The following is a 20,536-nucleotide window of genomic DNA, read 5'->3' as shown; positions in this document are numbered from 1 at the left end:
GCCAGCGGCGCGCCTGTGTTGTCGAACTCCACGCGTGGAAAGTCGCTCTTGGCTTGTGCCGATCGGCGTGGCAGTGCGCGGTGGCCGAAATGGGCCCACGTGGCATTGGCGGCGTGGGTTGATACGCCAGGTATGGCTACAGCCTTAGCACGGTGGTTTGGCGTGTTTCGACGCCGACATCGCGCGCTGGCCCGGCCGGCTTCGTCACCGCCTCCGGGGCGGGCGCGGCGTCGTGGGCGGGCCGGTTCATCATCGCCACGACGCGTTCGAGCTTGCCGCCCATCTCTGCGGTGACGTCCTTGCCGTTGACGGTTACCAGGAACGGCGGCTCGCCAACTTCGTGGCACGATCCGTCCGGCCACACGTGGAAGTTGACCCGCAGGACCGCCCGGACCTTGGGCATGCGAACTTCGGCCGCCCAGAACACGGAGCCGACCGTTCCCACCACGCATTCGGCGGACTTGCCGAACGCGCGGCTTAGCTTCCGCAGGCCCTTGGCCACCGGCGCCGGCGCCTCGGCCGTGGGCCGCACGTGTATGACTGCATCCAGTGGAGGCGGTGGCAACTGGCGGCGGTTGTATTCCTCGTCCGGGTTGGCGAACACGCGCACGAAGTGCTCCAGGTTCTCCGCTGCTGTTACCGGTTGCCCGTCGATGGACAACGTGGAGCCGCGCCTCACCCACCGACCGCCGCTGCTGGGTCGGAAGTCTATGGTCAGCAGCACGCGGTCATTGGCCAGGCTAAGCTGCCACCGCGGAGCCGGGGTAATGGTCCTGTGGACCTGCGGTGCAACACCTGTCGTGCGATGCAGTAGGTCAACCCACTCCCGCACCGGCGCGGGTATCACCTGGTCGGCCATACCGTCCTCCACTCTCCGAATAGAAACTCACATGCGGTTCGCCGTGGGCATCAGTGACGCCCCCGTGCGCAGCGGCTTGATCGCCGCCAACGGACAGTCAGCAGGTGGATTGTTTGGTTTGGCGTGTGTCCTTCCATTCGTGAGCTGTCGCGCGTGGTGTCTGGTCTGCTGTGGATTGGGGGTTGTGGGCTTACGATGCGACCGCGGTGATGGCCGCCCACATGTCCGAGCCGATGGCGAGCAGCAACATGGCGGCCACCGCCACCAATCCGGTGGTGCGGTACACGTGGACCGCCCAGCGCGGTATCCAGCGGTGCAGGAGCAGGTCCACGACCTTGCCGTTGTCCAAGCCGAACAGCGGCAACGCGTTCAGCGCCCCCAGCGAGAACGAAGCAAGGCCGAGAAACTCGACCGCGCCCGCGACGCCCGGCCGAACCAGGTTGGGTAATCCGTTGAGCCCGGCGCCGGTCTCACCGCGCGACCAAGCACCCGCGAGGGCAACGATCACGAAGACGAGGACCGGCACCGCGGCAGCGGGTATCAGGTAGGCAGCGACGATCCGACGTCCGGTCCACGTCACCACACCGAACGCGCAGGCGACGATCGCGTAACCGGGGTGGCCGACCAACACCGCGGTGGCGGCGAAAGCCCCGAAACCCAGGATGAGATTGACGACGGTGCCCGCATTCAGAAACCAGGCTCGGTCCCGGAAACGGAGCTCTTCGATCTGCCTGACATAGTGCGGGTGGGCCTGGACGTAGGCGCCGACCAGCCACGGCGACACGGTGAACGTGACGCCCCGAACCCGGAACATGGTGAACACCGGCGGGAGCGGCAGCCCGATGCCTGCCCGGTGGACGGGAATGCCGAGGCTACGCAGGGCGAACCCATGCGCGGCCTCGTGGGCGGCGACCGCGACCAACACCGCACTAGCCGCGACCACGACAGCCTGGATCATCAAGGACTATCTCCATCTGGCGGTTGGATGCCTGTGATTGCATGGCATATGTCAGGCGAGAAGCCGAAAAGGGGCTGGGGCCGTACGTGGTGTCGAACGCTGGCCGGATCGTGAAGTGGCGGTGTACGGCTGACCGGCTGCACCGACCTACGCGGGCCTCCACCCGCTCGCCCGAAGCGTTCTCGGCCGAGGTACCAGAACGTTGTCGGCCAACCGCCATCCACATCGGACACCAGTCCATCGCTGCTGGGACGCGCGTTACGGTGCGGCGGGGTCATAGCGCACACCGACGGGAAGATGTGTGGACGCCCGTCGCGCAGCCGGCGTGTCGACGGCGAAGTACTCACCGACGGCGTCGAGCATGCGCGAGGTGACCAGGACGCCGTCGACCGGCCAGCCGCTGTGCAGCTCGTCAGGCCAGTGTCCCGTGCTGACCGGTCGAGGCTGTTCGAGCACGGTGCTCGGATCGCGCAGCCCGCCCTGCGCGAGGATGTCCACGGCGACACGGTTAGCTAGCGCGACTTCCGATGGTTCCTGCTCGTCCCAGTGCGGCTCGGGCCGGACCAACTCGCTGCCGCACCGGTCGGTGTAGTAGTGGGGGTTGCTCCAGTCGGCCCCCACCAGCCCCATCGACCTGGTCATGGCCTTGACCAGCCGGGCGGCCTCGTCCGGGCGGCGTAGCCCACCCTCGCGGGGCGGGGCACAGTAGCAGCCGTGCCGGATCCGGTAGCCGTCACCGACGTTCAGCTCCACGCTGACCAACGCGTACCACCAGTCCACACCCTGATGGATGTCCAGACTGCCAGCGGTAGCCCACAGCGGCGGCCGCCACATCAGCCCGACCGCGAGGTCATCATGCGCGCCCCGCGCGACCGCGATGTGGCCGCGACGGTCCTCGCCGAGGGTGCAGACCATGCCGGTCTTGTACGCCAGCCGCATCATGGCTTGCTTCGGCGAACGACCCGGTAGTCCCTGAACGGCAACGACGTCCGGCGCAGCGTCCCGGATCACCTGCTCCACCAACCGGTACCGCTGATCAGGGTAATCGCCGAAAGGCTGGTAGCCGTCCACGTTGTACGTGAGAAACGTAATCACTGCACTGCCCTTCAATCTCGATTGCTTCGCGGCAGCGGTCTTCTGCTACCCGGTGCCCAACGTCGACGCGCGGTGTCGAAACGAGGAGCGCGGCGTGGCGGCTGCTTCCAGGAGTAGGAGGTCGGGGCCGAGGGCGTAGCCCGGGTGCGGGTGCGCGTCACTCGGTCCCGGGAGGTGGGACCGGGTGCAGCACGGCTGCGTCCACTCGACCCCGACCGGCTTGTCCACCAGGCGTAGCAGGCGTGCGGCCCTGGGGATGTCCACATCGAACAGGGCTTGATACCGCCTTGCCGTAGTGGTGTCCGAGGTGACTGGCCCCCTAGCCCGCCTCTTCGGCGAGTTTGTCGATCAGCTCGATGGACTCGCGCGGGCCGAGCGCCGTCTGCTCCCAGAGCTGTTTGTGCGCTTGGACGTGACGTTTGGCCAGCCCCGATTCCATGAGTAGCTGGCCGCCGAGATGCTGGGCGAAGGCGACCTCCGGGTACGGGCGGGGCATCTGATAGACGGTGAAGGCGCCGTGGACGCCCGGGTGCATTCCCAGACCAGTCGTCAGTACCCGGATATCGACGTGCGGCAGCTTGTCGACCAGGTGGACCAAATGTTCCAGCTGGGCACGCAGGACCAGCCGGCTGCCGACCGGGCGGCCCAGGGCGGCCTCCTCGACGAGCGCGTTGACCCGCACCGGCGGACGGTCATAGAGCCGCTCCTGGCGAGCCATGTGCGCCTTCAGGTGCTGGTCGAACACGCGGGCGTCAGCCCGCGGCGTGTAGGACTCGATAATTGCGGCGGCGTAGTCCTGGTTGTGCAGCAGGCCCGGGATGAGCATCCCGCCGTAGACGTGGACCTCCTCGGCCTGACGCTCGACCCACGGGTGGCCGACGCCAGCCGTGTGCAGTTCGTTGGTCGAGCCGTCCGGATAGCTCCACTGGTGCATCCGCCACGCGCTCTTAGCCAGAGTGAGCAACTCCTCACGCTCGGCCTCGTCCGCGACGCCGTACATGTCCAACAGCGCGACGATGTGATCGGGCCGGAACGGCCACTCCGCACGTTCGTAACGGGCCAGTGTGGAGAACTCGACACCCACGTACGCGGCGGCGTATTTGAGGGTCATGTCCCGGTCCTCCCGCCATTTGCGCATCCGCTGCCCCAAGTACTGGGCCCGAAGCGTCGGCATGAAGGTCTCTCGTTTGGTGGGCACGGAACCCATTCCTCTCAGCAAGATTCGGATGTGGACGATGGAGCTGCGGGGTCAGCGGTGCTGTTCGGTCAAGCTGGTGAGCAGATCGAGGGACGCGCGTACGTCCAGCGCTTGGCGGCGCAGCCGGTAGAAAGCGGTGTCGAACGCGGAGGCGGCGTCTTCGTCGTCGTGCCGCCACCGATCGTCGGGGACTCGCAACGTCGCCACCGCGGGGTACGGAGGGACGTCGAACACCGTGAAGGAGGTGTCCATGCCCGGCAGGTAGCCGGCTCGGTTCGGCAGCACCCGAAGGGTGAGCATCCGCGTGCGTGCCAGCTTGGCCAGGTACAGCAGCTGCTCAGTGTTAACGTCCGATCGGCCCACCGGTCGTGTCAGCGCCGATTCGGCGATGAGCACATGCAGATCTGGCTCATGCGGCCCATCCAGTCGCCGAGCGAACCCGACGCCGGGGCGGCGAGCAGCCGGCACCTCGACCTGCGCTACCGCGTCGGCGTACCGCTCAGTCCGCAGCGGATCCGGGACCAGCGCGTTGGAGAAGCAGCGGATCCGGGCGGCGTTCGCCTCGAGCCACAACAGGTCCACCAGCGACGGCTCCATGTCAGCCAGCGGACTGTCCGGCTCCGGCCAGGCATCCCGGGCAAGGCCCAGCACCTGCTCCTGCTCATCGAGGTCAAAGACCTTGTACAGCTCCAGGAACCTGGCCGCACGCTGCGGACCGACCACCTTGCTACCCGCCTCGTAGGCGCGCAGCAGCGCCGTGTCGATGCCAAGCTCCCGGGCGGCGACGCCGGCACCGCAGCGGCGCCGTTCACGCAACTCCCGCAGCCCGACGCCGAGCCACTTGGCGCGCAGCGACATCGGCTCGTGGTCAGCGGCAGACATCACCCGTCACCGCCCACTCCACTGTCATCCCGCACCGTCCCCAGTCGAGCAATCTCGTCCTCCTCGCACGACCGGCGGAGGCTGGGTGTGATTCCCACGTACCGCACCGGGCAGGCAGAGTTGCGTCAGCCATCTCAGACGGCATTGGACACCGTCTCCTCCATTGGCGCCCTACTGTCGCGGTCCAGGTACGGGTCCGGCTCGGTTCGAAGGGCTAGGTCTATCGGCAGAACCGTGTCCACGCTGGTACCCAGTCCGACGTTCTGCCTGTAGCGGACTGACACCGCCCTCTCCGAACCGAACAGCGCCACGCCCGGCCGCCAGCCCTGCCGGTATACCCACACCGGCTGACGCGCCTTGTACGCGGAGGCTGGCGCGATACCGGCACGTTCGCGTTGGTCAGGAATCGCTAGATTCTCACGCGTTGCCATCACCGGGCTCCGTCTCGGCGAGAACGCGGGCATTGCTGTTCCGCCGCCAGAGGCGTCCGTGATGGCTTCTCCATCAATACGGTGCCGCGTTGCCGACGGGGTAGGAGGCCACGCCGGTTGCCGATCGACCACGCCCACCTCCGTCTTTGATCTTTACGTCGCCATGCCAACGGCACGGGCCGCACGCGACCGCCTGGTGTCGAACTGCAATGGCGCAGCAGCGCGCCGCAAAGAGCGTGCAACAACCAGTCAGCAGGAGGGAACGCGTTCGGGTAGAAAAGGTGGGTACTAAGGTGGAAATCTGCCCGATAGGCTGCAGGCGATCAGGGCGTTGACATAAGGGGGCCAAGGTGCAGCAGTGGTCAGCGGCAGAAGCGCTTGCACTACGCAACGCGCTGCGGCTGACCAAGCGCGCGTTCGCAGCCCGACTCGGCGTAACCCACAGGTCGATCACGAACTGGGAAACGGGCAGGGTAACGATCTCTGGCTTCTCGCTGTCGCTGCTGGACCAGGCGCTGAAGACGGCTGACGATGACGCTCAGCGGCGTTTCACGGAGGTGCTGGCCGGGCTTTCGAGGCAGGTCGGTCCCGGCGGCTTTGACGAGTCGGCCAGGCCAGAACGGCTCGAGTGGGCCCTGGCTCACCCTGAGCAGGTCGACCTGATCGCGGTCGCCCTGCTTCGCGAGAAGGTCCAAGACCTCGACGAAAGGTACGAGCACGCCCCGTCGACCTCTCTGCTGGCTGCGGCCGGACAGCACCACGCTCAGATCACGTATCTGTCGGGCCACTGCAGGACCGGACGTATCCGCCGCGAGTTGACAACTGCGCGCGCCGAGTCGGCAATCCTCATGGGCCAACTGGTGTGGGATGCATCCCTGCGCCACGACCATGCGACGGCCACGGCGTACTTCGACGAGGCGATCGACGCCGCCCGGCAGGTCGGCGACACCGCAACTGAGGCTAACGCTCACCTGCGCAAGAGCTACATCGCCCTGTATGGATACAAGGACCCGACCTCGGGCCTGCATCTGGCGCAGGAGGCCGCCCGGCTCAGCGCCACCACCAGCCGCGTGATCTCGGGCCTCGGCCTACTACACATGGGGGAGGCCAGGGCAATGCTCCAGCAGCGCACGGAGTGCGAGGCAGCCCTCAGGGAGGCCGAAGCACAGTTTGCGCAAGTGAACAACACCGACGCGGCAATCGAGCTGTACTCGCCGAGCCAACTTGGCCGGGTCGCTGGCTCTTGCTACCTCTTCCTCAACGAACCGCGCGCGGCGCAGCAACACCTAGAACAAAGCTCGCACCTGGCTCACGGGCCAACCAAGGCGGGAACAATCGTGCACGCCAACCTCGCCATCGCCTGCGTTCGCCAGCGCCAACTTGACGAAGCTATTGGACATCTGCATCGGGCCATCGATCTGGCGGAGCAGACCCGCGGCGCAGGCGGACTCAACGTCACCTTCGCCGCCGGACGTGAAATGGCGCCCTGGCGCGATCAGCCTCAGGTGCGTGAGCTACACGACCGCCTCCTGGCCCTGATGACATGAGAGGCACAAAGTGGCAGAACACGCCGACACCCTGATAGCCAAGCATCGGATCCGCGAACGCGTCTGGAACCTGCTCATCCGCGAAGGCGTCAGTCCTGTATCAGCGGTGCGCGGCAAGATCCCCTACTTCGCCGGCGCAGAGGCGGCGGCGCAGCGACTAGCCGATACACCGCAATGGCACGCCAGCCGGACAATAAAGGCCAACCCAGACTGGCCCCAGCTCCCAGTCCGAGTCGGCGCGCTCACAGCCGGAAAGACCGTCTACATGGCCGTACCCCAGCTCGCCGACATCCGCCCCTTTTTCCGGCTCGACCCAACGCACCTACAAATCCCGCTAGACCAAGCAGCGATACCACAGGCCGCAGCAAGGGCCGCACCGAAAGTCCACGTCGACGAGATGCCCCACATCGACCTAATCATCTGCGGCAGCGTCGCGGTCAACCCCGACGGCACACGGATCGGAAAGGGCGCAGGCTATTCGGATATCGAAGTCGCACTACTAGCACAAGCCGGACTCCTAGCGCCGAGCACCGTCATCGCGACCACCGTCCACCAACTCCAAGTAGTCAACGAAGCACTACCTGTCGCTCGCCACGACTTCACCGTCGACTTGATTGTCACACCCGAACAACTCATTGAGTGCCCGCCCTCACGGCACCCGGACGGCCTACTGTGGCAAGATCTCGCCGCCGAGAAAATCGCCGCCATTCCACTGCTCGCCGACCTTGCTGGCCGACGTCAAACGAAAGACACCGGCCCGGAGATGGCAGGATAGATGTTGTGCATCGTTCGCGATGAGCATGACCGCGGCGTTGGAGATGACCATGAACGGTATGCTCGGTGCTCACGCTGTCACGGTGACGCTTACAGTGCCGGTGATGTCGGTCCATTCTGCGTCGGGCCACAAGCCCAAGCGGTTGGGCGTCTTTCACTACGCTCCGGTGGCCGGGTAGCGCTACGCCGACCGGACGCCGGGACGGTCGGTTCCAACTGCCGCACTCCACATGTAGCTGTGCCGACCAGGTCCGGTCCATTGTCATGGCGTCGCCAGGGTTGATGGGGTTCGTCAGCGCCGGGCGGGTGCCCGCCGGTGAACTCGCGGACCGTGATGACTGGCAAAGCACCTTGCCAGATACCGCCTGTTGGGGGGCGGCGGACCCGCTTTTAGGTGGGCTTTTCACGGCGCGGGGCCCTTGCCGTGAGTGGCTACGGGGTGAAGGTGCCTGCCGTGTGCAGGGCGGTGATGCGGTCGCGGAGATGTTCGTTGGTCATGCGCTTGGCGGTGGCGGTGTCGGGTGTCTCGGTGGCGGCGCCGTACTGCCACCAGGCTTTGCCGGTGGCGCGGTCGGTGACGACGAACCTGTCTTTGACGGCGGGGCCGCGCACGATGAGGGTTACGGCTTCGCTGTGCGCCGTCACGGAGTGGATCATGCTGTGGTGCAGGGTGTAGGTGTCGCCGGGTTCCTCGATGCGGCTCAGGCGGGGCGAGAGTGCGGCCACGTCGACTTCGTCGGTGAATTCGTGGTCGGTGCCGTAGAGGACGTGGGTGTAGCTGCCGGTGAGGATCCGGCTGGTGTAGGTCCAGCGATGGTTATGGGGCCTGTCGAAGTAGCCGTCGAGGAATACGTGGAGCCTGATCCGCCAGCCGTCTGGGTCGTCGTGCAGGACGATCTTGTCGAGGATGTCGTAGTGCTCGCACAGCCGGGCCAGGTGCGGATTGTCAACCACCGTGTCGGTCAGTTCACCGAGGAGGGCACGGTCGGCGGTGAGCTGGTCGAGGACCGTAGTGGAGGCGGCGGCAACGGCGGTCAGGTCGTTCCAGTCCAGGCCTGCGAGCGGGGCATAGAGGGCGGCGGTTGGGGCGACGGTAGTCATGACAGTGCCTCCATGATCAGATCGACGTCGGTGCGCTGGTGGGGTATCGCGCCGGTGGCTGCGCAGTGCGAGGTGCCCGCGAGGCAGGCGGCGTGGACGGCTTGGCGGGCGGTGGCTCCGGTGAGGTAGGCGTGCGCGAGTCTGTCGGAGAACGCGGCTCCCGCGCCGTGTGTGTGACGCACATGGATCTGCCGTGCCTGCATCCGGAAGGCGCCCGCCGACGTGTAGCCGAGGGCGCCGGGCCGGCCGAGGGTGACCACGACGGTCTCCGGGTGCAGCCGGGCATACAGGTCAGCGGCGACGGCCTCGGCGCGGCCGGCGTCTTGCTCATCGAGGTTGGTCTGTACGAACGTGATGTGGCGTCTGCTGGCGGCTTCGGCGGCGGTGTCGGAGAGCGGTCGCCGCCGAGGTTGAGCAGCAGCGGAGCGTGGCCGGCGGTGATCGCGGCGGCGGCCAGGCCGTCGATGATGCGATAGCAGTCGATGTACGCCAGCCGGGCCGCGCTCAGCGAGGTCAGGTCCGCGGTGGCGAGCTGTTCCAAGGTGTTGCCGAGCCAGGCGAACCATGTGCGGGTGCCCGCCTGGTCGGTCACGATGGTGAGCTGTGGCGTGCCAGAGCCGGGCGCGGCGCTGGGCAGCGCTTGGTGGGTGACGGCGGCGCTGTCGAGCATGTCGAGGACGGCCTGCCCGGCGGCGTCGACGCTGACCCGGTTGCTGATCAGGTGCGTGGTCGAGCCGAGCCGCCGTGCGGTCACGGCAGTGATGGGTGCGTCCCCGGCCAGCGACGGGAGGACCTGGACCACCTGCGCTCCGGTGTTCGCCGCCGGATAGGCCGCCACGGCGGTGACCTGCGCGTGGGTGAGGTAGCCGAAGCAGACCAGGTCTGGTCCCATCGCTGGCGTCATGGCTACGACCAGCCGCCCTCGCTGTAGACCTCGCCCGAGGCGATCTGCCGCAGCGCTTGCGCGACGTAGGGCACGATCTGCGGGGACGGGTCGGCCGGGTCGACGAACGACCATCCGGCGCACTTGTCCGGCTCCTGGTTGGTGATCTGACCGGACCAGTCGCGGGCCTCGAAGAACAGTGCGACCCGTCCGGAGTCGGTGCGGTGGTGCATCAGGTGGACCAACCGCAGGGCATCGGGCTTGACGAGTACGCCGACCTCCTCCTCGGCTTCGCGGGCGACGCCTGTGGTGGCGGACTCGCCGTTTTCCAGGTGCCCAGATGGAAGGCCAAGCTGCCCATCGGCCCAACCGGTGTTGCGGCGCTCGCCGACCAGCACCCGTCCGTCACCGTCGCGCAGGATCAGGTGCAGGTCGACACATGAGGTGTAGCGGGCCATCACAGCTCCTCGTTCGTTGATCATCGTTGTTGGGCCGGGTGTGTTTTGTCCCTGCCGTGGACCATTTTCGGCACTCGATCGTGGTTGGTTAGCCTGGCAGGCCGGTGGGCACGTCGGCTTTCCATAGCCGGCACACCGGCACGATGTCCGGCTCGGCGGCGCAGGACGCCTGCCCCATCACCAGCTCCTCGGCCGGGCAGCCGCCCATGCACGCATCAGAGACCTTGCATGAGCCGCAGCTCGGGTGCCGCAGAGTCTGGGTGAACAGGTCGAACTCGTTGGCTTGCTTGTTGAGGACCACCTGGCCGTCGACCTGTTCGCGAAGTGCAGGTCGGTGTCGAACAGGAACGAGCACACGTACGCCCGGCCGTCCGGGAAGATCGAGATCCGGTCCAGGGTCCGGCCGATACAGCCCCGATATCCGTCTGCGGCGTAGCCGGCCATCCGCTCCCGGCGGGCGTAGGTCGGCTGGTACCAGATGCGGGTCTTGTGGCCCGGCCCGACCTGTTCCAGGCGCTCGTAGAACGCGATCCACTCGGCAGGCCCGATGCCCCACTCTGCCGCGCCGTGCCCGGAGCCGATGACGGAGAACACGTGGAACTTGACCAGCGACACGCCCAGTTCGTCGGCGAAGTCCAACAGGTTCAGGCAGTCGCCGAGGTTGGCCCGGTTGACGGTACAGATGATCCGGGTGTCGAAGCCGCGCTCGCACAACCCGGCGACGGTGCTGAGGGCTTGGTCGAAGGTGCCCTCGCCGCGGACCTGGTCGTGGCTGGCTGCGCAGCCACCGTCGAGGCTGATCTGCACGTAGGAGAAGTCCTCCGGCTCCATCTGGGCGAACTTCTTCGCCGCCGGACCGAGCCCATTGCTGGTGGTGATCACGTGCTCGTAGCCGAGCGCCTTGGCGCCACGGATGATCGGGATGTAGTCGGGATGCAGCGTCGGTTCCCCGCCGAGGATGGTCAGCTTCGACCCGCCCATCTGCCGCCACGTCGTCAGCGTGTTCATGACCGCCTCGTAGGGCATCTTCAACGCCCGTTCCAGCCGCTCGCCCATGTAGCAGTGCTCACAGCGCAGCTGGCACGCCTCGGTGATGTACAGGTAGACATTGCGGAACCGCCCGTACGGGATCTTGTCCACCCGCCGGGGTGCGGTGTCGTGGGCGGAGGCGGGCAGGCGGGCATTGCCGTACGCGTCGCTAAACGCCGCTCGATCACGGCGCAGCGTCGGCATCGGTAGCGCGGTGGTACTCACGATCGGCTCCCTTCGTGCTTGGCGAGTGCGGTCAGCCGATGCACGGCATGGTGGGCCGCCTGGCAGACCTCGGACATGGTGGCGTCGGCATTGACGCTCAGGTGCGCGATGCCGCACTCGGCGGCAAGCTCGGCGATCTCCGGCTGGTTAGCGGCGTATCGGGCCAGCCGAAGCCCGTGCAGCCGGGGTACGTCGGTGTCGCGGCGGGCCAGAACCATGCGGCACGAGCCGCACCGCCGCGCGTCGTCGGCAGCCGCGACGGCCGGAGCATGCGGGTCCGGCCCACACACCAGGCACACCCGACGCTGCTCGACTCGCCCGACGATCGTGGCCATGTCGGCGCGAAGCTCCAACAGCGCCACCCGCGCAGCAGCGGCTTGGGCGGTCTGGGCCAGCAGGTCCAATTGGCCGGCGGTGCCCGGGAAGTTGTCCAGCAGCACCGTCGCAGCACCGAACGTGAACCGGCCCCGCACGAACGTGGCATCAAGCACCCAGCGCACCGCCTCCAGGCTCACCCAGCCCAGCGGGTCCGTGCTCGGTCCCAGCCCCGCAAGCAGCTCCGGCCGGGCGCGGATCGTCTCGCGAAGCCGGAACACCGGCATACCTTCCGCGCTGGCCAGCGCCGCGACCACCGTCGACTTCCCCACCCCGGGCGGACCGATCACCGCGACGAGCACCGTCGTCGGCGCCTGTCCCATCACCGGGCCGGACCGCGGTTCCCGTGCGGTCCGCGGCGCCGAGCGGGAGTCCGCGATCGTTATTGGGCGGCTCATGTGGGGTGGTCCGTCGACGGGACGACACACGTTGACACGGCGGGCGCCGACCAGTTGCGGCCAGGTCAGGCCGGGCGTGAGTCGAGGTAGTCGCAGGAATCGGGAGAAGACCACGGTGGCCGTCTCCCGCCGGTAGCACGGGCCGCGCACGCCGTATTTGAGGCACAGCCCAGTCGCGCTGGAGGTGACGTGCTCGTCCAGCACCTCTTGCGCGATGGCCATCTGGTCAGGCTCACCGGCATAGATCGTCTTGGTGGTCATTCGTCCCCTCCTCCGAAGCGGTAGTCGCTCTCACCCGAGGTATGACGAGCCGAAGCGGGCGCGGCGCGAGCCGGGCCGAGCGGGAGCCGACCCCACCCATCTCGCGACGCGCCCGCCGGATCACCCGGCAGCACGGAGCCCATGTCACGTACAACCGGGGAGGCATCAGGACGCGGATCTACCTGTGCGCCGCGGGCTGACATGAAGCACGCCCTCGCCTCGCGGCCGCTCGTGCCCAGTCCGCCATCGGTCTTGTGGTAGGCGTCGCTGTCAGTTCCTGGCTGGTCGGGCCGCCGTTGGGCTGGGAACAGCGGCGAAGCGAGGACGGTCGAGAGGATCTGACGATGGACGGGCCCGACCTCCAGTGCGGGCAGCCGGTTGACGGGGGTGAACACCATCGCGTCGCCCTCATCGCACTGGACGTCCTGCTGACCGGCACCGATCCGGCCGAGAAAGACGTGGCAGTCCGCGACCGCGCCGGGGAACCTCTGGGAAGGCACGCGCCCCTGCCACGCCAGTATCAGGTCGGTGTCCGGCGTGAGGCCGGTCTCCTCGAACAGTTCGCGGAGTGCAGCGGTGCGGGCGTCCTCGCCGGGCTCGACGGCCCCACCGGGAAGGCACCAGCGGTGTGGGTCGATGCGGGTATTGCCGTCGCGCAGCTGGAGCAGGATCCGCCCCTGCGGGTCGACGAGCATGACCACGGCGACCCGGAAGGCGTCCGCGGGCCTGTCGGCAAGCTCGCCGCTCGGCAGGCGAGAATCCATCGCCCTGCCCTGCCTTTCCCTCATCTGCTTCGTTGCTGTCAATGGGGCTGGTTGTCAGTCGATCCGGGATGGACAACCGCGCGTGACGTATCGAAGACTGAAGGTAGGTTCACCGTGGGCGACCAACCGGTAATTTTCGTACCAGGTCGCAGCCGCGTCGGCAGGCAGGATGATCGTGTGCGAGGCATGACCGATGACATGACCATCGGCCAACGCGTGGCGTTTTACCGCCGCCGCCGTGGCATCTCCCAAGACGTGCTTGCCGGGTTGGTGGGAAAGACCGCAGAGTGGCTACGCAAGGTGGAAAACAACCGCGCCGAGTTGGACCGGCTGTCAGTCATACGGGGCATCGCCTCCGCGCTGGACGTCGCGCTTGCCGACCTGATCGGCGAGCCGAGCCTGTTCGACTGGTCGGAAGGCTCGGGGCGGCAGACGATCCCGGCGCTGCGGGCGGCGTTGCGGGACTATCGGCACCTCACCCCGGCCATCGCGTCATTCCAAGACGATGACCCGCCTTCCCTCGCTGACCTGGAGCGCGACATCGCCGATATTTGGGATCGCTATCAGCGGTCGCAGTACGCCACACTCGCGCGGCGGTTGCCCTACCTCATCCACGACAGCCTCACCGCGACCCGCGCCTTCGACGGCAACGACGGGCAGAGAGCGCAAGCGCTCACCGCCTACGTTCACCAGGTCGCCACCCTGTTCCTGACCAAACTCGGCGAGGCCGACCTCGCGTGGATCGCCGCAAGTCGAGGGCTGGCGGCGGCCAACGCCAGCAACGACCATGTCGTGATCGGTTCGCTGAGCCGGGCAGCAGCGCATGCCCTGGTCTCCATCGGGGAGTACGGCCAGGGGCGGGGACTTGCCTCGGCCGCCGCGCAGTACCTTCAGCCACGCCTGTCTCGCCCGAGCCCGGAACTGCTGTCCGTCTACGGCAGCCTCCACCTGGTGTGCGCGATGGCCGCAGCGCACCAGGATGACCGCCCAACATCGGACACGCACCTGGGCGAGGCCAGCGACTCAGCCGCTCGCCTCGGCGGGGACGCCAACCACCTGTGGACCGCGTTCGGCCCCACGAACGTCACCATCCATCAGGTGTCCGTGGCGATGGAGTTCGGCGACGTTGCGCGGGCGATCGAGATCGGCCCCACCGTTGACACCCGGGCACTTCCCGTCGAGCGCCGGGTCCGGCATTCGATCGAGGTAGCGCGGGCGTTCGCACGCTGGAACCGTGTCGATGACGCCTTGGACATACTTCTCAGCGCCGAGCAGATCGGCCCTGACCAGGTGCGTTACCATCGGCTGTCGCGGATAATCGTGCGCGAGATCCTGTCCCGACCCCGCACGCCGAGGACAGCGATCGACCTCAGCACCCGAATGGGAGTCAGGTCCGCCACTCCGACATGGTGACCACCAGGAGCCGCTCTACACCAGTCGACTTGTGAACCCCGCGTTCACCAATCGACGGTAGGCCGCTCGGACCTCGTCCGGCATGTGCTGCGCAATGGCAAATCCACGTTCGGCGTACACCTCGATGCGCTGCGTGTCGCCGACGAGCATGTTGATCACCCGGTTCACGTCACCGATGCTGACCACATAGTCGTCCAGTGAGAGGGGTCGGGAAGCGCACAGGACATCCAATTCTGGCCACAGCTTCTTGCAGGTGGCGAACGCGCGTCGCTGCTGGTAGGGCCGCGACATGATGATCACCGAACGCGTCTTGATTTTGTGTTCAGCGAGGACCTCGCGTGCGAACCGGATGTTCTCTGCGGTGTTGGTGGCGCGGGTCTCGATCAGTACGGACTCTGGCGGTACACCGTTCTCAATGGCGTACTCCCGGTAATGGACCGCCTCCCCGCGCGGGAATCGGTCGATGGTGGTGGGCGCGTTGGCGCCGGTGAAGACGATGCGCGGAAACATCGCTTGGTGGAACAGATCTACAGCGACCACCGCGACGCCGAGATCGTGGCTACCCAGGCCGATCCCGACATCACACGGGCGCAGCTCATGGTGCATGTCGTGGTAGTCCCACAGCGTCTCCACATCCACGCGGAGGTCTTCTCGGATCATCGTCTCGGTCAACGTCGATCTCTCTTGCTCGGCAGCAGGGGCGGTTGGTCGGCGCATCCGGGCCGGGCAGCCACGACGGTCACGGTAGCGTGCCCGCTGCCTGCCCCCTCACCGGCCGGTAGACCTGGTTCTGCCCAGACGTCGTCCAGTGCCGCTCCGAACCGGTCTTCGCGCCGGACCGCGGCCGGTCGAGTAGCCTGCCAGACATGGACGATGCCGACATCGCTCGCGACGAACTCGACCGGCACTTCGCCGATGCCCTCGCGGCGGCGACTGCCACCCTCACCGACGCCCAACAGCGCCTTGACGACTGGCGACGGCACGGCATCAGCACCCGCGATGACGCGATCGCAGCTTGGAAGCTTGCAGCCAGACAAGCGCTCGCTGCCGCGCAGGACGGGCGGGACCCGCAAGACGAGATCGACCGCGTACAGGCGATGCGCCGCTGGGCGCAGGCACAGGGATACTGGTCGGCCGAGGAGGACCTCCCCGCAGAGGTTGAGGTTGCCCTCCGGAAAGCCATCCGCGCCGCCAACGCGTAAGACCAAGGATCGGGCAAGCCCGCCATGAACCAGCACACGGATATTTAGCCGGCGCTACCCGTTGCTCGCCACGACTTCATTGTCGACTTGGTTGTTGCGCCTGACCAGCTCATTGAGTGCCCGCCGTCCCGGCGCCCGGATGGCCTGGTATGGCGGGATCTCGCCGCGGAGAGAATCGCTGCCAATCCAGTACTCGCCGACCTTGCAAGCCGACGTCTAAGACCCTGGTAAATAAGGATGCCTTGGCCGGACGGCGAGCCGACACCGCGGTTTGGCTACGTCTGCCCGTCGCCGTGGCCATCGATCGCGCGCGAGGCCGCGACGGCGCCCGGTACAGCGGCGAGCTGCAGTCGTATCTGGCTCATGTGGACGATGCCTACCGCCGGCTGGCCGGTGACGACCCGAGCATGCTGACCGTCGACGTCGGTGACCTGGATCGCGACGGCGTGCACGAGCTGCTTTACCTTGAGATCTCCCGGAGGATGCGATGACGTCCACTCAGTTGCTGGTCGCCGATGACGGGCAGGACGTTGCAGCCGAGGCCCACGATCTGGTGACCCGCATCCGCGGTGCTCACCAGCTCGGCCCCGCCGCAGTGGCGAGCGCTGCACGGGATCTCGGCTTAGAACCGATGGACGGCGCCCGCAACAACTACGTATACCGACAGCCGAACTCCATTGGGCCACCGCGCTGCGTCAAGATCTACAAGGTCGATGATCGGCGGCGTTTGGAGCGTGAGTGGAACGCGTTGACCCTGCTGGCCGGTCACGGCGTAAAGCGGGTTCCCCGGCCGCTGTGGTGCGCCGACCACCCACACTTGCCGATCATGGGGATGACCATGCTGCCCGGCATGCCGGTCGCGGATCTGGTCGACCCGGTGCCCGCGCTGGCCGCGCTGCCCGACCTGATGCGCCAGATCCACCAGGTGCCGTTGTCGGTGTTCCGGCAGCTTGGGCGGATCGACTCCGCCGCGCACTACGTTAACCGCATCACCCGCGTCTGGCCGGAACAGCTCCTGCGCCACGCGCAGGACGATCTGACCCGGGAGATGCGGGACCTGCTGCGGTGGTGGCGTGGCACTGACGACGCCGACCTGGTCTGCGAATGGGCACCGCGGGTCCTGAGCCGGGGCGACTCCAACCTGCTGAACTGGCTCTGGGACGGACGCCGGATCGGCGTGGTCGACTTCGAGTTCAGCGGGTACGCCGACCGCGTGTTCGACGCCGCCGACCTGATCGAGCACATCAGCGCCCGGCCGATCGACGACGCGGTATGGGAGGCGCTGGTCGCCGACCTCGACCTCACCGGCCGAGACTGGCGGCGGTTCTTGGCCGCGCGGCGCACCTGCGCGATGCGGTGGCTGGCCGTGCTGTGGAAACACCGCAAGGACCGTCCCGACGACTTCGCCCGGCAACGCGAGCGGGTCCACGCCCTGCGCGCCCTGCCGGCATGACCACCACACCACCACTGAGTGGTGGGAGCCCGCACAGCCCTTGGGAAGGGATGAGACATGTCCGACAGCGAGCCATTCCGCGTAACGGTGGGTTGCGTTGCGTAACCGACTGTAGGCCCGGGTGGTGACACGCCGGATCCGTTGTGGTGCAACGAAAAGACGCAGAACCCCGGTATGAAGGTGGTCCTTCCACAGATCAACTTCATAAGGGTCCTGCGTCGACGATGAGTGTCACATACACCGCGGTGCTACCAGCACGCGAGGCGACTGTGAACGTCCTGGCCGATCTGCTGGCTGGCGAACGCCTGCGGCGCGGTACCCGCGCCGACACCCGCTCGTTGTCCGAGCGCGACCAGGCGATACTGATCCTTCGCTGGTTCCTGGACGGCACCCGGATGCGGCAGTTGGCCCGCGACAACGCCATCAGCAAATCAACCGGCTACGACTACCTACACGAAGGCATCGACGTGCTCGCCGCCAGCGCACCCAGCCTCCACGGCGCCCTGCTGGCCGCGAAGGCCGCCGGATACAGCCATGTGAACGTCGATGGGATGCTGATCGAGACCGACCGCTGCCATACCCCCGGTCCCACGCCGGGCGTGGACCTATGGTGGTCCGGCAAGCACAACAACCACGGCGGCAACATCCAAGTGATCACCGTCCCGGACGGCTGGCCGATCTGGACCTCCGACGTACGGCCCGGCCGCGAACACGACACCACAGCCCTGCGTGCCCACACCGAGATCCTGCCGAACCTGGCCGACGCCGGCGATGACCTGCGCATCCTCGGCGACCTCGGCTACGGGGACGAGTCCGACACGATCACCGTGGCGTTCAAAAGACCCAAAGGTGGCCGCCTCACGCTGGTGCAGCAGCAACTGAACAAGGCCCACAACAGCGTCCGCGCGATCGGTGAACGCGGCAACTCCCTGCTCAAGACGACGTTCAAGGCGCTACGCAACGTCAGCCTGGACCCCTGGCGGATCGGGAAGATCGTCGCCGCGGCACTCGTCATCCTCCACATCGAGCACGCCCGCACAACGTGACAACCTTCAATAGTCAACCGCCTGCGGGTCACACGTGCGGGGTGCCCCGCACCCTCAGTTCGGTGATCTGCAGCCCCCACGGGTCGGCGCCGGTCCCGCGGTCTTCGAACCGACCGTGCCGGATCAGGAACACATACCAGTCGCCGTCGAGCTTCTCGAAGACCTCACCCTCGCCCCAGTACGTCTCCGGCGGCGCCGTCCCCGGGCACCAGGCGAAGCCAGACGCCCGCGCCATCCCGGGCTCGTGCAGCCCGTACAGCACGCAGCCCTGCCCCCGGTCGAGAAAGTCGAACGAGTAGGGCCCGACACCGATGCCGTCGTGCGTGGCCCCGCGGTGGTCGGCGAACTGCTCCAGATCTGTCCGGTAGTGCGCGAACACGGCCCTGCCGACGAGATCGCCGGAGGCCACCCACCAGCTTGCCACGAACACCACCGGAACCACCGCGAGCGGCCACAGCCGCCAGCGCGCTTCGGGCGAGTCGACCGACCACCACGCCCACCCGAACACCGCCCAGGCCAGCCACACGACCACCCAGCCACACATCGCCGCGACCAGAAAGCCTTGGTAGCCTCCGGGCACGCTCACGCCGTACAGCATCAGGCCGGCCGGCACCACCGCGCCCCCCGCGGCCCACCACGGCGACTTCCGCCACGAGCTCACGCCGCTCATAGTGCCAGCGGTCGGCGGACCCTGCGACCCCGCACGACCTGACACACAACAGGTTCGGCGTGCCGGCAACGCCAACCAGGGACAACTACCGAACGTAACCTGCTGTTACGCGGAACGGCTCAGCGTCCTGGGAATCAACCTCTGCTTCGCGGTCAAGCGCTACCTGGAGCCGCAACGGTGGGCCCAGTTCGTCCGCGAGGACCTCGATGCGACGCCAAACGACGTCTGGATTGTTGGCGACACCAGCAACGACCTCAGCGCAACACACCGCCTCGGCATACGAGGTCTGCTCGTACGAACAGGGCACGGCAGCGCCGCTGAGCGCGATCACACACCCCGAGACGCGGTTGTGAATGATGTGCTGGACGCCGCACTTCACATCATCGAAAGCGCGCGACGTACTGGACCGCAGACCCAGGGCGGCCAGCACGCCAACTGCGTCGGCAAGCAGGTCAACGCCTAGGCAGGACCGCGTCGCCGGTCCCGACGTGCCCGCCTACCCGATCGAAGTTCGGCGACCTCTCCACGGCCACGGCCCATACGCCCGGCGCGTCCGGTCGGCAGGCCGGCCGCGCTTGGGCAGAGGCGGTCGCGTCCGCTCATCGGTCGCCCCGGGCCAAGGGGAAAGTTCATTGATACCAACGGCTTGGGGGGTTTGGGCCAAGGACGTACCTGCGACAGCGTCAAGCCCATGCCCAAACACATTGCCCTCGTGGACGATCTTCGCCAGACCGCAGTAACAAGCGCCGGTCTCGCGATCACAGCGACGATGCGACGCGACACGACGTGCCTGCCGCTCGCCGCCGTCGAGGCCGGCATCGACGCCGCCATGCCGTTTCTGGCCGACATTTTGTCCATCCAGGACGCCCTCGCCTCCGCAGCCGAGCCGGCCGCGGCGGGCGGTCAGGAGCGACGCAGCCTCATCCGCCGGCTGTGGAGGCGAGCCGACCGAAATCCATACGCCTACCTTCGCCTGCTCGATCAATACGGGATGCTGGCCCTGCGGACGGTGCAGCTTGACGATGATTGGCTGGCCGTCCACGGACCCGTTAGGGGTTCTCGCGCCGCAGGCCGTACCGGTACGCGTGCCGGCCGTCGATCTCGCCGGTATACACGTAAACGTGGTCGATTCGTGGGGCAGGCTCGTCGTCGGCGTTGACGAAGACACCGGTCTGGGGAAGGACCACGGTGGCCGGCAGTCCGTCGACAGCGTCCGTCTCGACCAGCAGGACACGGCCGTCTGCCGGCCCACCGTTCAGCCAGACCTCGATCGCGCCCACCTGTCCATCATGGCCAACACGCCAAGCCGGCCGCACCCATGCGGACCCTTGACGACGGGTTGAACGCTGTGGATCTGGCGGAATGCTTCCTTGATCGTCGGAGTACCACGCGTTCCGCAGGCGACGATCGGGGAGCCGCTGTTGCGGCTCCTACTGGGAGCCCTCCGGCTTCGACGGCAGCCTTGGCTAGGACATCGGCCCTGACGCTGGCTTGCGGTCGGACACACAGCTGGT

The 20,536-nt window shown here is 67.2% G+C and carries 23 protein-coding genes; 8 read left to right on the top strand and 15 right to left on the bottom strand.

Annotated elements, in window-relative coordinates:
* Positions 1–136: 136 nt before the first annotated feature.
* From ACTMTJ_RS34625 to ACTMTJ_RS34605, 5 genes are all read right to left on the bottom strand, one after another.
* Entirely contained in the window at positions 137–859 is a 723-nt protein-coding gene (locus tag ACTMTJ_RS34625) for a hypothetical protein (RefSeq protein ID WP_441222894.1), read from the bottom strand.
* 190 nt (positions 860–1,049) lie between these two features.
* Positions 1,050–1,817, bottom strand: a complete 768-nt coding sequence (locus ACTMTJ_RS34620; protein ID WP_441222893.1) for a site-2 protease family protein — start codon at positions 1,815–1,817, stop codon at positions 1,050–1,052.
* A gap of 258 nt (positions 1,818–2,075) precedes the next feature.
* Positions 2,076–2,888 carry a hypothetical protein gene (locus ACTMTJ_RS34615; RefSeq protein ID WP_441222892.1) on the bottom strand — a complete coding sequence of 271 codons (813 nt, stop codon included), beginning with the start codon at positions 2,886–2,888 and terminating at the stop codon, positions 2,076–2,078.
* 343 nt (positions 2,889–3,231) lie between these two features.
* Positions 3,232–4,119, bottom strand: coding sequence for a helix-turn-helix domain-containing protein (locus ACTMTJ_RS34610; RefSeq protein WP_441222891.1), 888 nt, complete (start codon positions 4,117–4,119; stop codon positions 3,232–3,234).
* A gap of 42 nt (positions 4,120–4,161) precedes the next feature.
* Complete coding sequence (locus tag ACTMTJ_RS34605; RefSeq protein ID WP_441222890.1) at positions 4,162–4,992, bottom strand: DUF5753 domain-containing protein; 831 nt, start codon at positions 4,990–4,992, stop codon at positions 4,162–4,164.
* Positions 4,993–5,773: 781 nt separating this feature from the next.
* On the opposite strand from ACTMTJ_RS34605, the gene ACTMTJ_RS34600 reads away from it, so the two are divergent.
* Positions 5,774–6,970 carry a helix-turn-helix domain-containing protein gene (locus ACTMTJ_RS34600; protein ID WP_441222889.1) on the top strand — a complete coding sequence of 399 codons (1,197 nt, stop codon included), beginning with the start codon at positions 5,774–5,776 and terminating at the stop codon, positions 6,968–6,970.
* Positions 6,971–6,980: 10 nt separating this feature from the next.
* Positions 6,981–7,745: a 5-formyltetrahydrofolate cyclo-ligase gene (locus tag ACTMTJ_RS34595; protein ID WP_441222888.1), complete on the top strand. Its 765-nt coding sequence runs from the start codon at positions 6,981–6,983 to the stop codon at positions 7,743–7,745.
* A 431-nt stretch (positions 7,746–8,176) separates the two neighbouring features.
* On the opposite strand, the gene ACTMTJ_RS34590 is transcribed toward ACTMTJ_RS34595, so the two are convergent.
* A complete protein-coding gene (locus ACTMTJ_RS34590) occupies positions 8,177–8,845 on the bottom strand; it encodes a hypothetical protein (protein WP_441222887.1) in 669 nt (222 codons plus the stop codon).
* The gene (locus ACTMTJ_RS34585; RefSeq protein WP_441222886.1) at positions 8,842–9,411 is read right to left on the bottom strand and encodes a PfkB family carbohydrate kinase; all 570 of its coding nucleotides are present in this window, start codon (positions 9,409–9,411) and stop codon (positions 8,842–8,844) included. Before ACTMTJ_RS34585 ends, ACTMTJ_RS34590 begins: the two co-directional genes overlap by 4 nt.
* A gap of 6 nt (positions 9,412–9,417) precedes the next feature.
* Here ACTMTJ_RS34585 and ACTMTJ_RS34580 point away from each other — a divergent pair, with 6 nt between their 5' ends.
* On the top strand, positions 9,418–9,675 hold the full coding sequence (locus tag ACTMTJ_RS34580; protein WP_441222885.1) for a hypothetical protein: 258 nt from the start codon (positions 9,418–9,420) through the stop codon (positions 9,673–9,675).
* Between the two features lie 76 nt (positions 9,676–9,751).
* Here ACTMTJ_RS34580 and ACTMTJ_RS34575 read toward each other — a convergent pair whose 3' ends face one another.
* From ACTMTJ_RS34575 to ACTMTJ_RS34560, 4 genes are all read right to left on the bottom strand, one after another.
* Positions 9,752–10,186: an NUDIX hydrolase gene (locus tag ACTMTJ_RS34575; RefSeq protein WP_441222884.1), complete on the bottom strand. Its 435-nt coding sequence runs from the start codon at positions 10,184–10,186 to the stop codon at positions 9,752–9,754.
* A gap of 177 nt (positions 10,187–10,363) precedes the next feature.
* A complete protein-coding gene (locus ACTMTJ_RS34570; RefSeq protein ID WP_441222883.1) occupies positions 10,364–11,440 on the bottom strand; it encodes a radical SAM protein in 1,077 nt (358 codons plus the stop codon).
* Positions 11,437–12,474 carry an AAA family ATPase gene (locus tag ACTMTJ_RS34565; protein WP_441222882.1) on the bottom strand — a complete coding sequence of 346 codons (1,038 nt, stop codon included), beginning with the start codon at positions 12,472–12,474 and terminating at the stop codon, positions 11,437–11,439. Before ACTMTJ_RS34565 ends, ACTMTJ_RS34570 begins: the two co-directional genes overlap by 4 nt.
* Entirely contained in the window at positions 12,471–13,238 is a 768-nt protein-coding gene (locus ACTMTJ_RS34560; protein ID WP_441222881.1) for an NUDIX domain-containing protein, read from the bottom strand. The genes ACTMTJ_RS34565 and ACTMTJ_RS34560 overlap by 4 nt, the downstream gene beginning before the upstream one ends.
* A 186-nt stretch (positions 13,239–13,424) precedes the next feature.
* On the opposite strand from ACTMTJ_RS34560, the gene ACTMTJ_RS34555 reads away from it, so the two are divergent.
* Positions 13,425–14,651: a helix-turn-helix domain-containing protein gene (locus ACTMTJ_RS34555; protein WP_441222880.1), complete on the top strand. Its 1,227-nt coding sequence runs from the start codon at positions 13,425–13,427 to the stop codon at positions 14,649–14,651.
* 15 nt (positions 14,652–14,666) lie between these two features.
* Here the strand turns inward: ACTMTJ_RS34555 and ACTMTJ_RS34550 are convergent, their stop codons facing one another.
* On the bottom strand, positions 14,667–15,311 hold the full coding sequence (locus tag ACTMTJ_RS34550; protein ID WP_441222990.1) for a YdcF family protein: 645 nt from the start codon (positions 15,309–15,311) through the stop codon (positions 14,667–14,669).
* A 206-nt stretch (positions 15,312–15,517) separates the two neighbouring features.
* Here ACTMTJ_RS34550 and ACTMTJ_RS34545 point away from each other — a divergent pair, with 206 nt between their 5' ends.
* Positions 15,518–15,853 (top strand): hypothetical protein, encoded by a 336-nt coding sequence (locus ACTMTJ_RS34545; RefSeq protein ID WP_441222879.1) that lies wholly within the window; start codon positions 15,518–15,520, stop codon positions 15,851–15,853.
* Positions 15,854–16,128: 275 nt separating this feature from the next.
* Here the strand turns inward: ACTMTJ_RS34545 and ACTMTJ_RS34540 are convergent, their stop codons facing one another.
* Positions 16,129–16,305 carry a hypothetical protein gene (locus ACTMTJ_RS34540; protein WP_441222878.1) on the bottom strand — a complete coding sequence of 59 codons (177 nt, stop codon included), beginning with the start codon at positions 16,303–16,305 and terminating at the stop codon, positions 16,129–16,131.
* A gap of 35 nt (positions 16,306–16,340) precedes the next feature.
* Between ACTMTJ_RS34540 and ACTMTJ_RS34535 the strand changes: the two genes are divergently transcribed.
* Together ACTMTJ_RS34535 and ACTMTJ_RS34530 are read left to right on the top strand one after the other, a co-directional pair.
* On the top strand, positions 16,341–17,306 hold the full coding sequence (locus ACTMTJ_RS34535; RefSeq protein WP_441222877.1) for an aminoglycoside phosphotransferase family protein: 966 nt from the start codon (positions 16,341–16,343) through the stop codon (positions 17,304–17,306).
* 224 nt (positions 17,307–17,530) lie between these two features.
* Positions 17,531–18,352: a transposase family protein gene (locus tag ACTMTJ_RS34530; RefSeq protein WP_441222989.1), complete on the top strand. Its 822-nt coding sequence runs from the start codon at positions 17,531–17,533 to the stop codon at positions 18,350–18,352.
* 28 nt (positions 18,353–18,380) lie between these two features.
* Here ACTMTJ_RS34530 and ACTMTJ_RS34525 read toward each other — a convergent pair whose 3' ends face one another.
* Positions 18,381–19,013: a hypothetical protein gene (locus tag ACTMTJ_RS34525; RefSeq protein ID WP_441222876.1), complete on the bottom strand. Its 633-nt coding sequence runs from the start codon at positions 19,011–19,013 to the stop codon at positions 18,381–18,383.
* Positions 19,014–19,023: 10 nt separating this feature from the next.
* On the opposite strand from ACTMTJ_RS34525, the gene ACTMTJ_RS34520 reads away from it, so the two are divergent.
* Positions 19,024–19,485 carry an HAD hydrolase-like protein gene (locus ACTMTJ_RS34520; protein ID WP_441222875.1) on the top strand — a complete coding sequence of 154 codons (462 nt, stop codon included), beginning with the start codon at positions 19,024–19,026 and terminating at the stop codon, positions 19,483–19,485.
* Positions 19,486–20,071: 586 nt separating this feature from the next.
* Here the strand turns inward: ACTMTJ_RS34520 and ACTMTJ_RS34515 are convergent.
* On the bottom strand, positions 20,072–20,302 hold the full coding sequence (locus tag ACTMTJ_RS34515; RefSeq protein ID WP_441222874.1) for a hypothetical protein: 231 nt from the start codon (positions 20,300–20,302) through the stop codon (positions 20,072–20,074).
* Between the last annotated feature and the right edge of the window lie 234 nt (positions 20,303–20,536).

The organism is Phytohabitans sp. LJ34 (assembly GCF_052068095.1).
Classification (GTDB): Bacteria; Actinomycetota; Actinomycetes; order Mycobacteriales; family Micromonosporaceae; genus Phytohabitans.
This window is presented reverse-complemented; position numbering and strand designations above follow the sequence as displayed.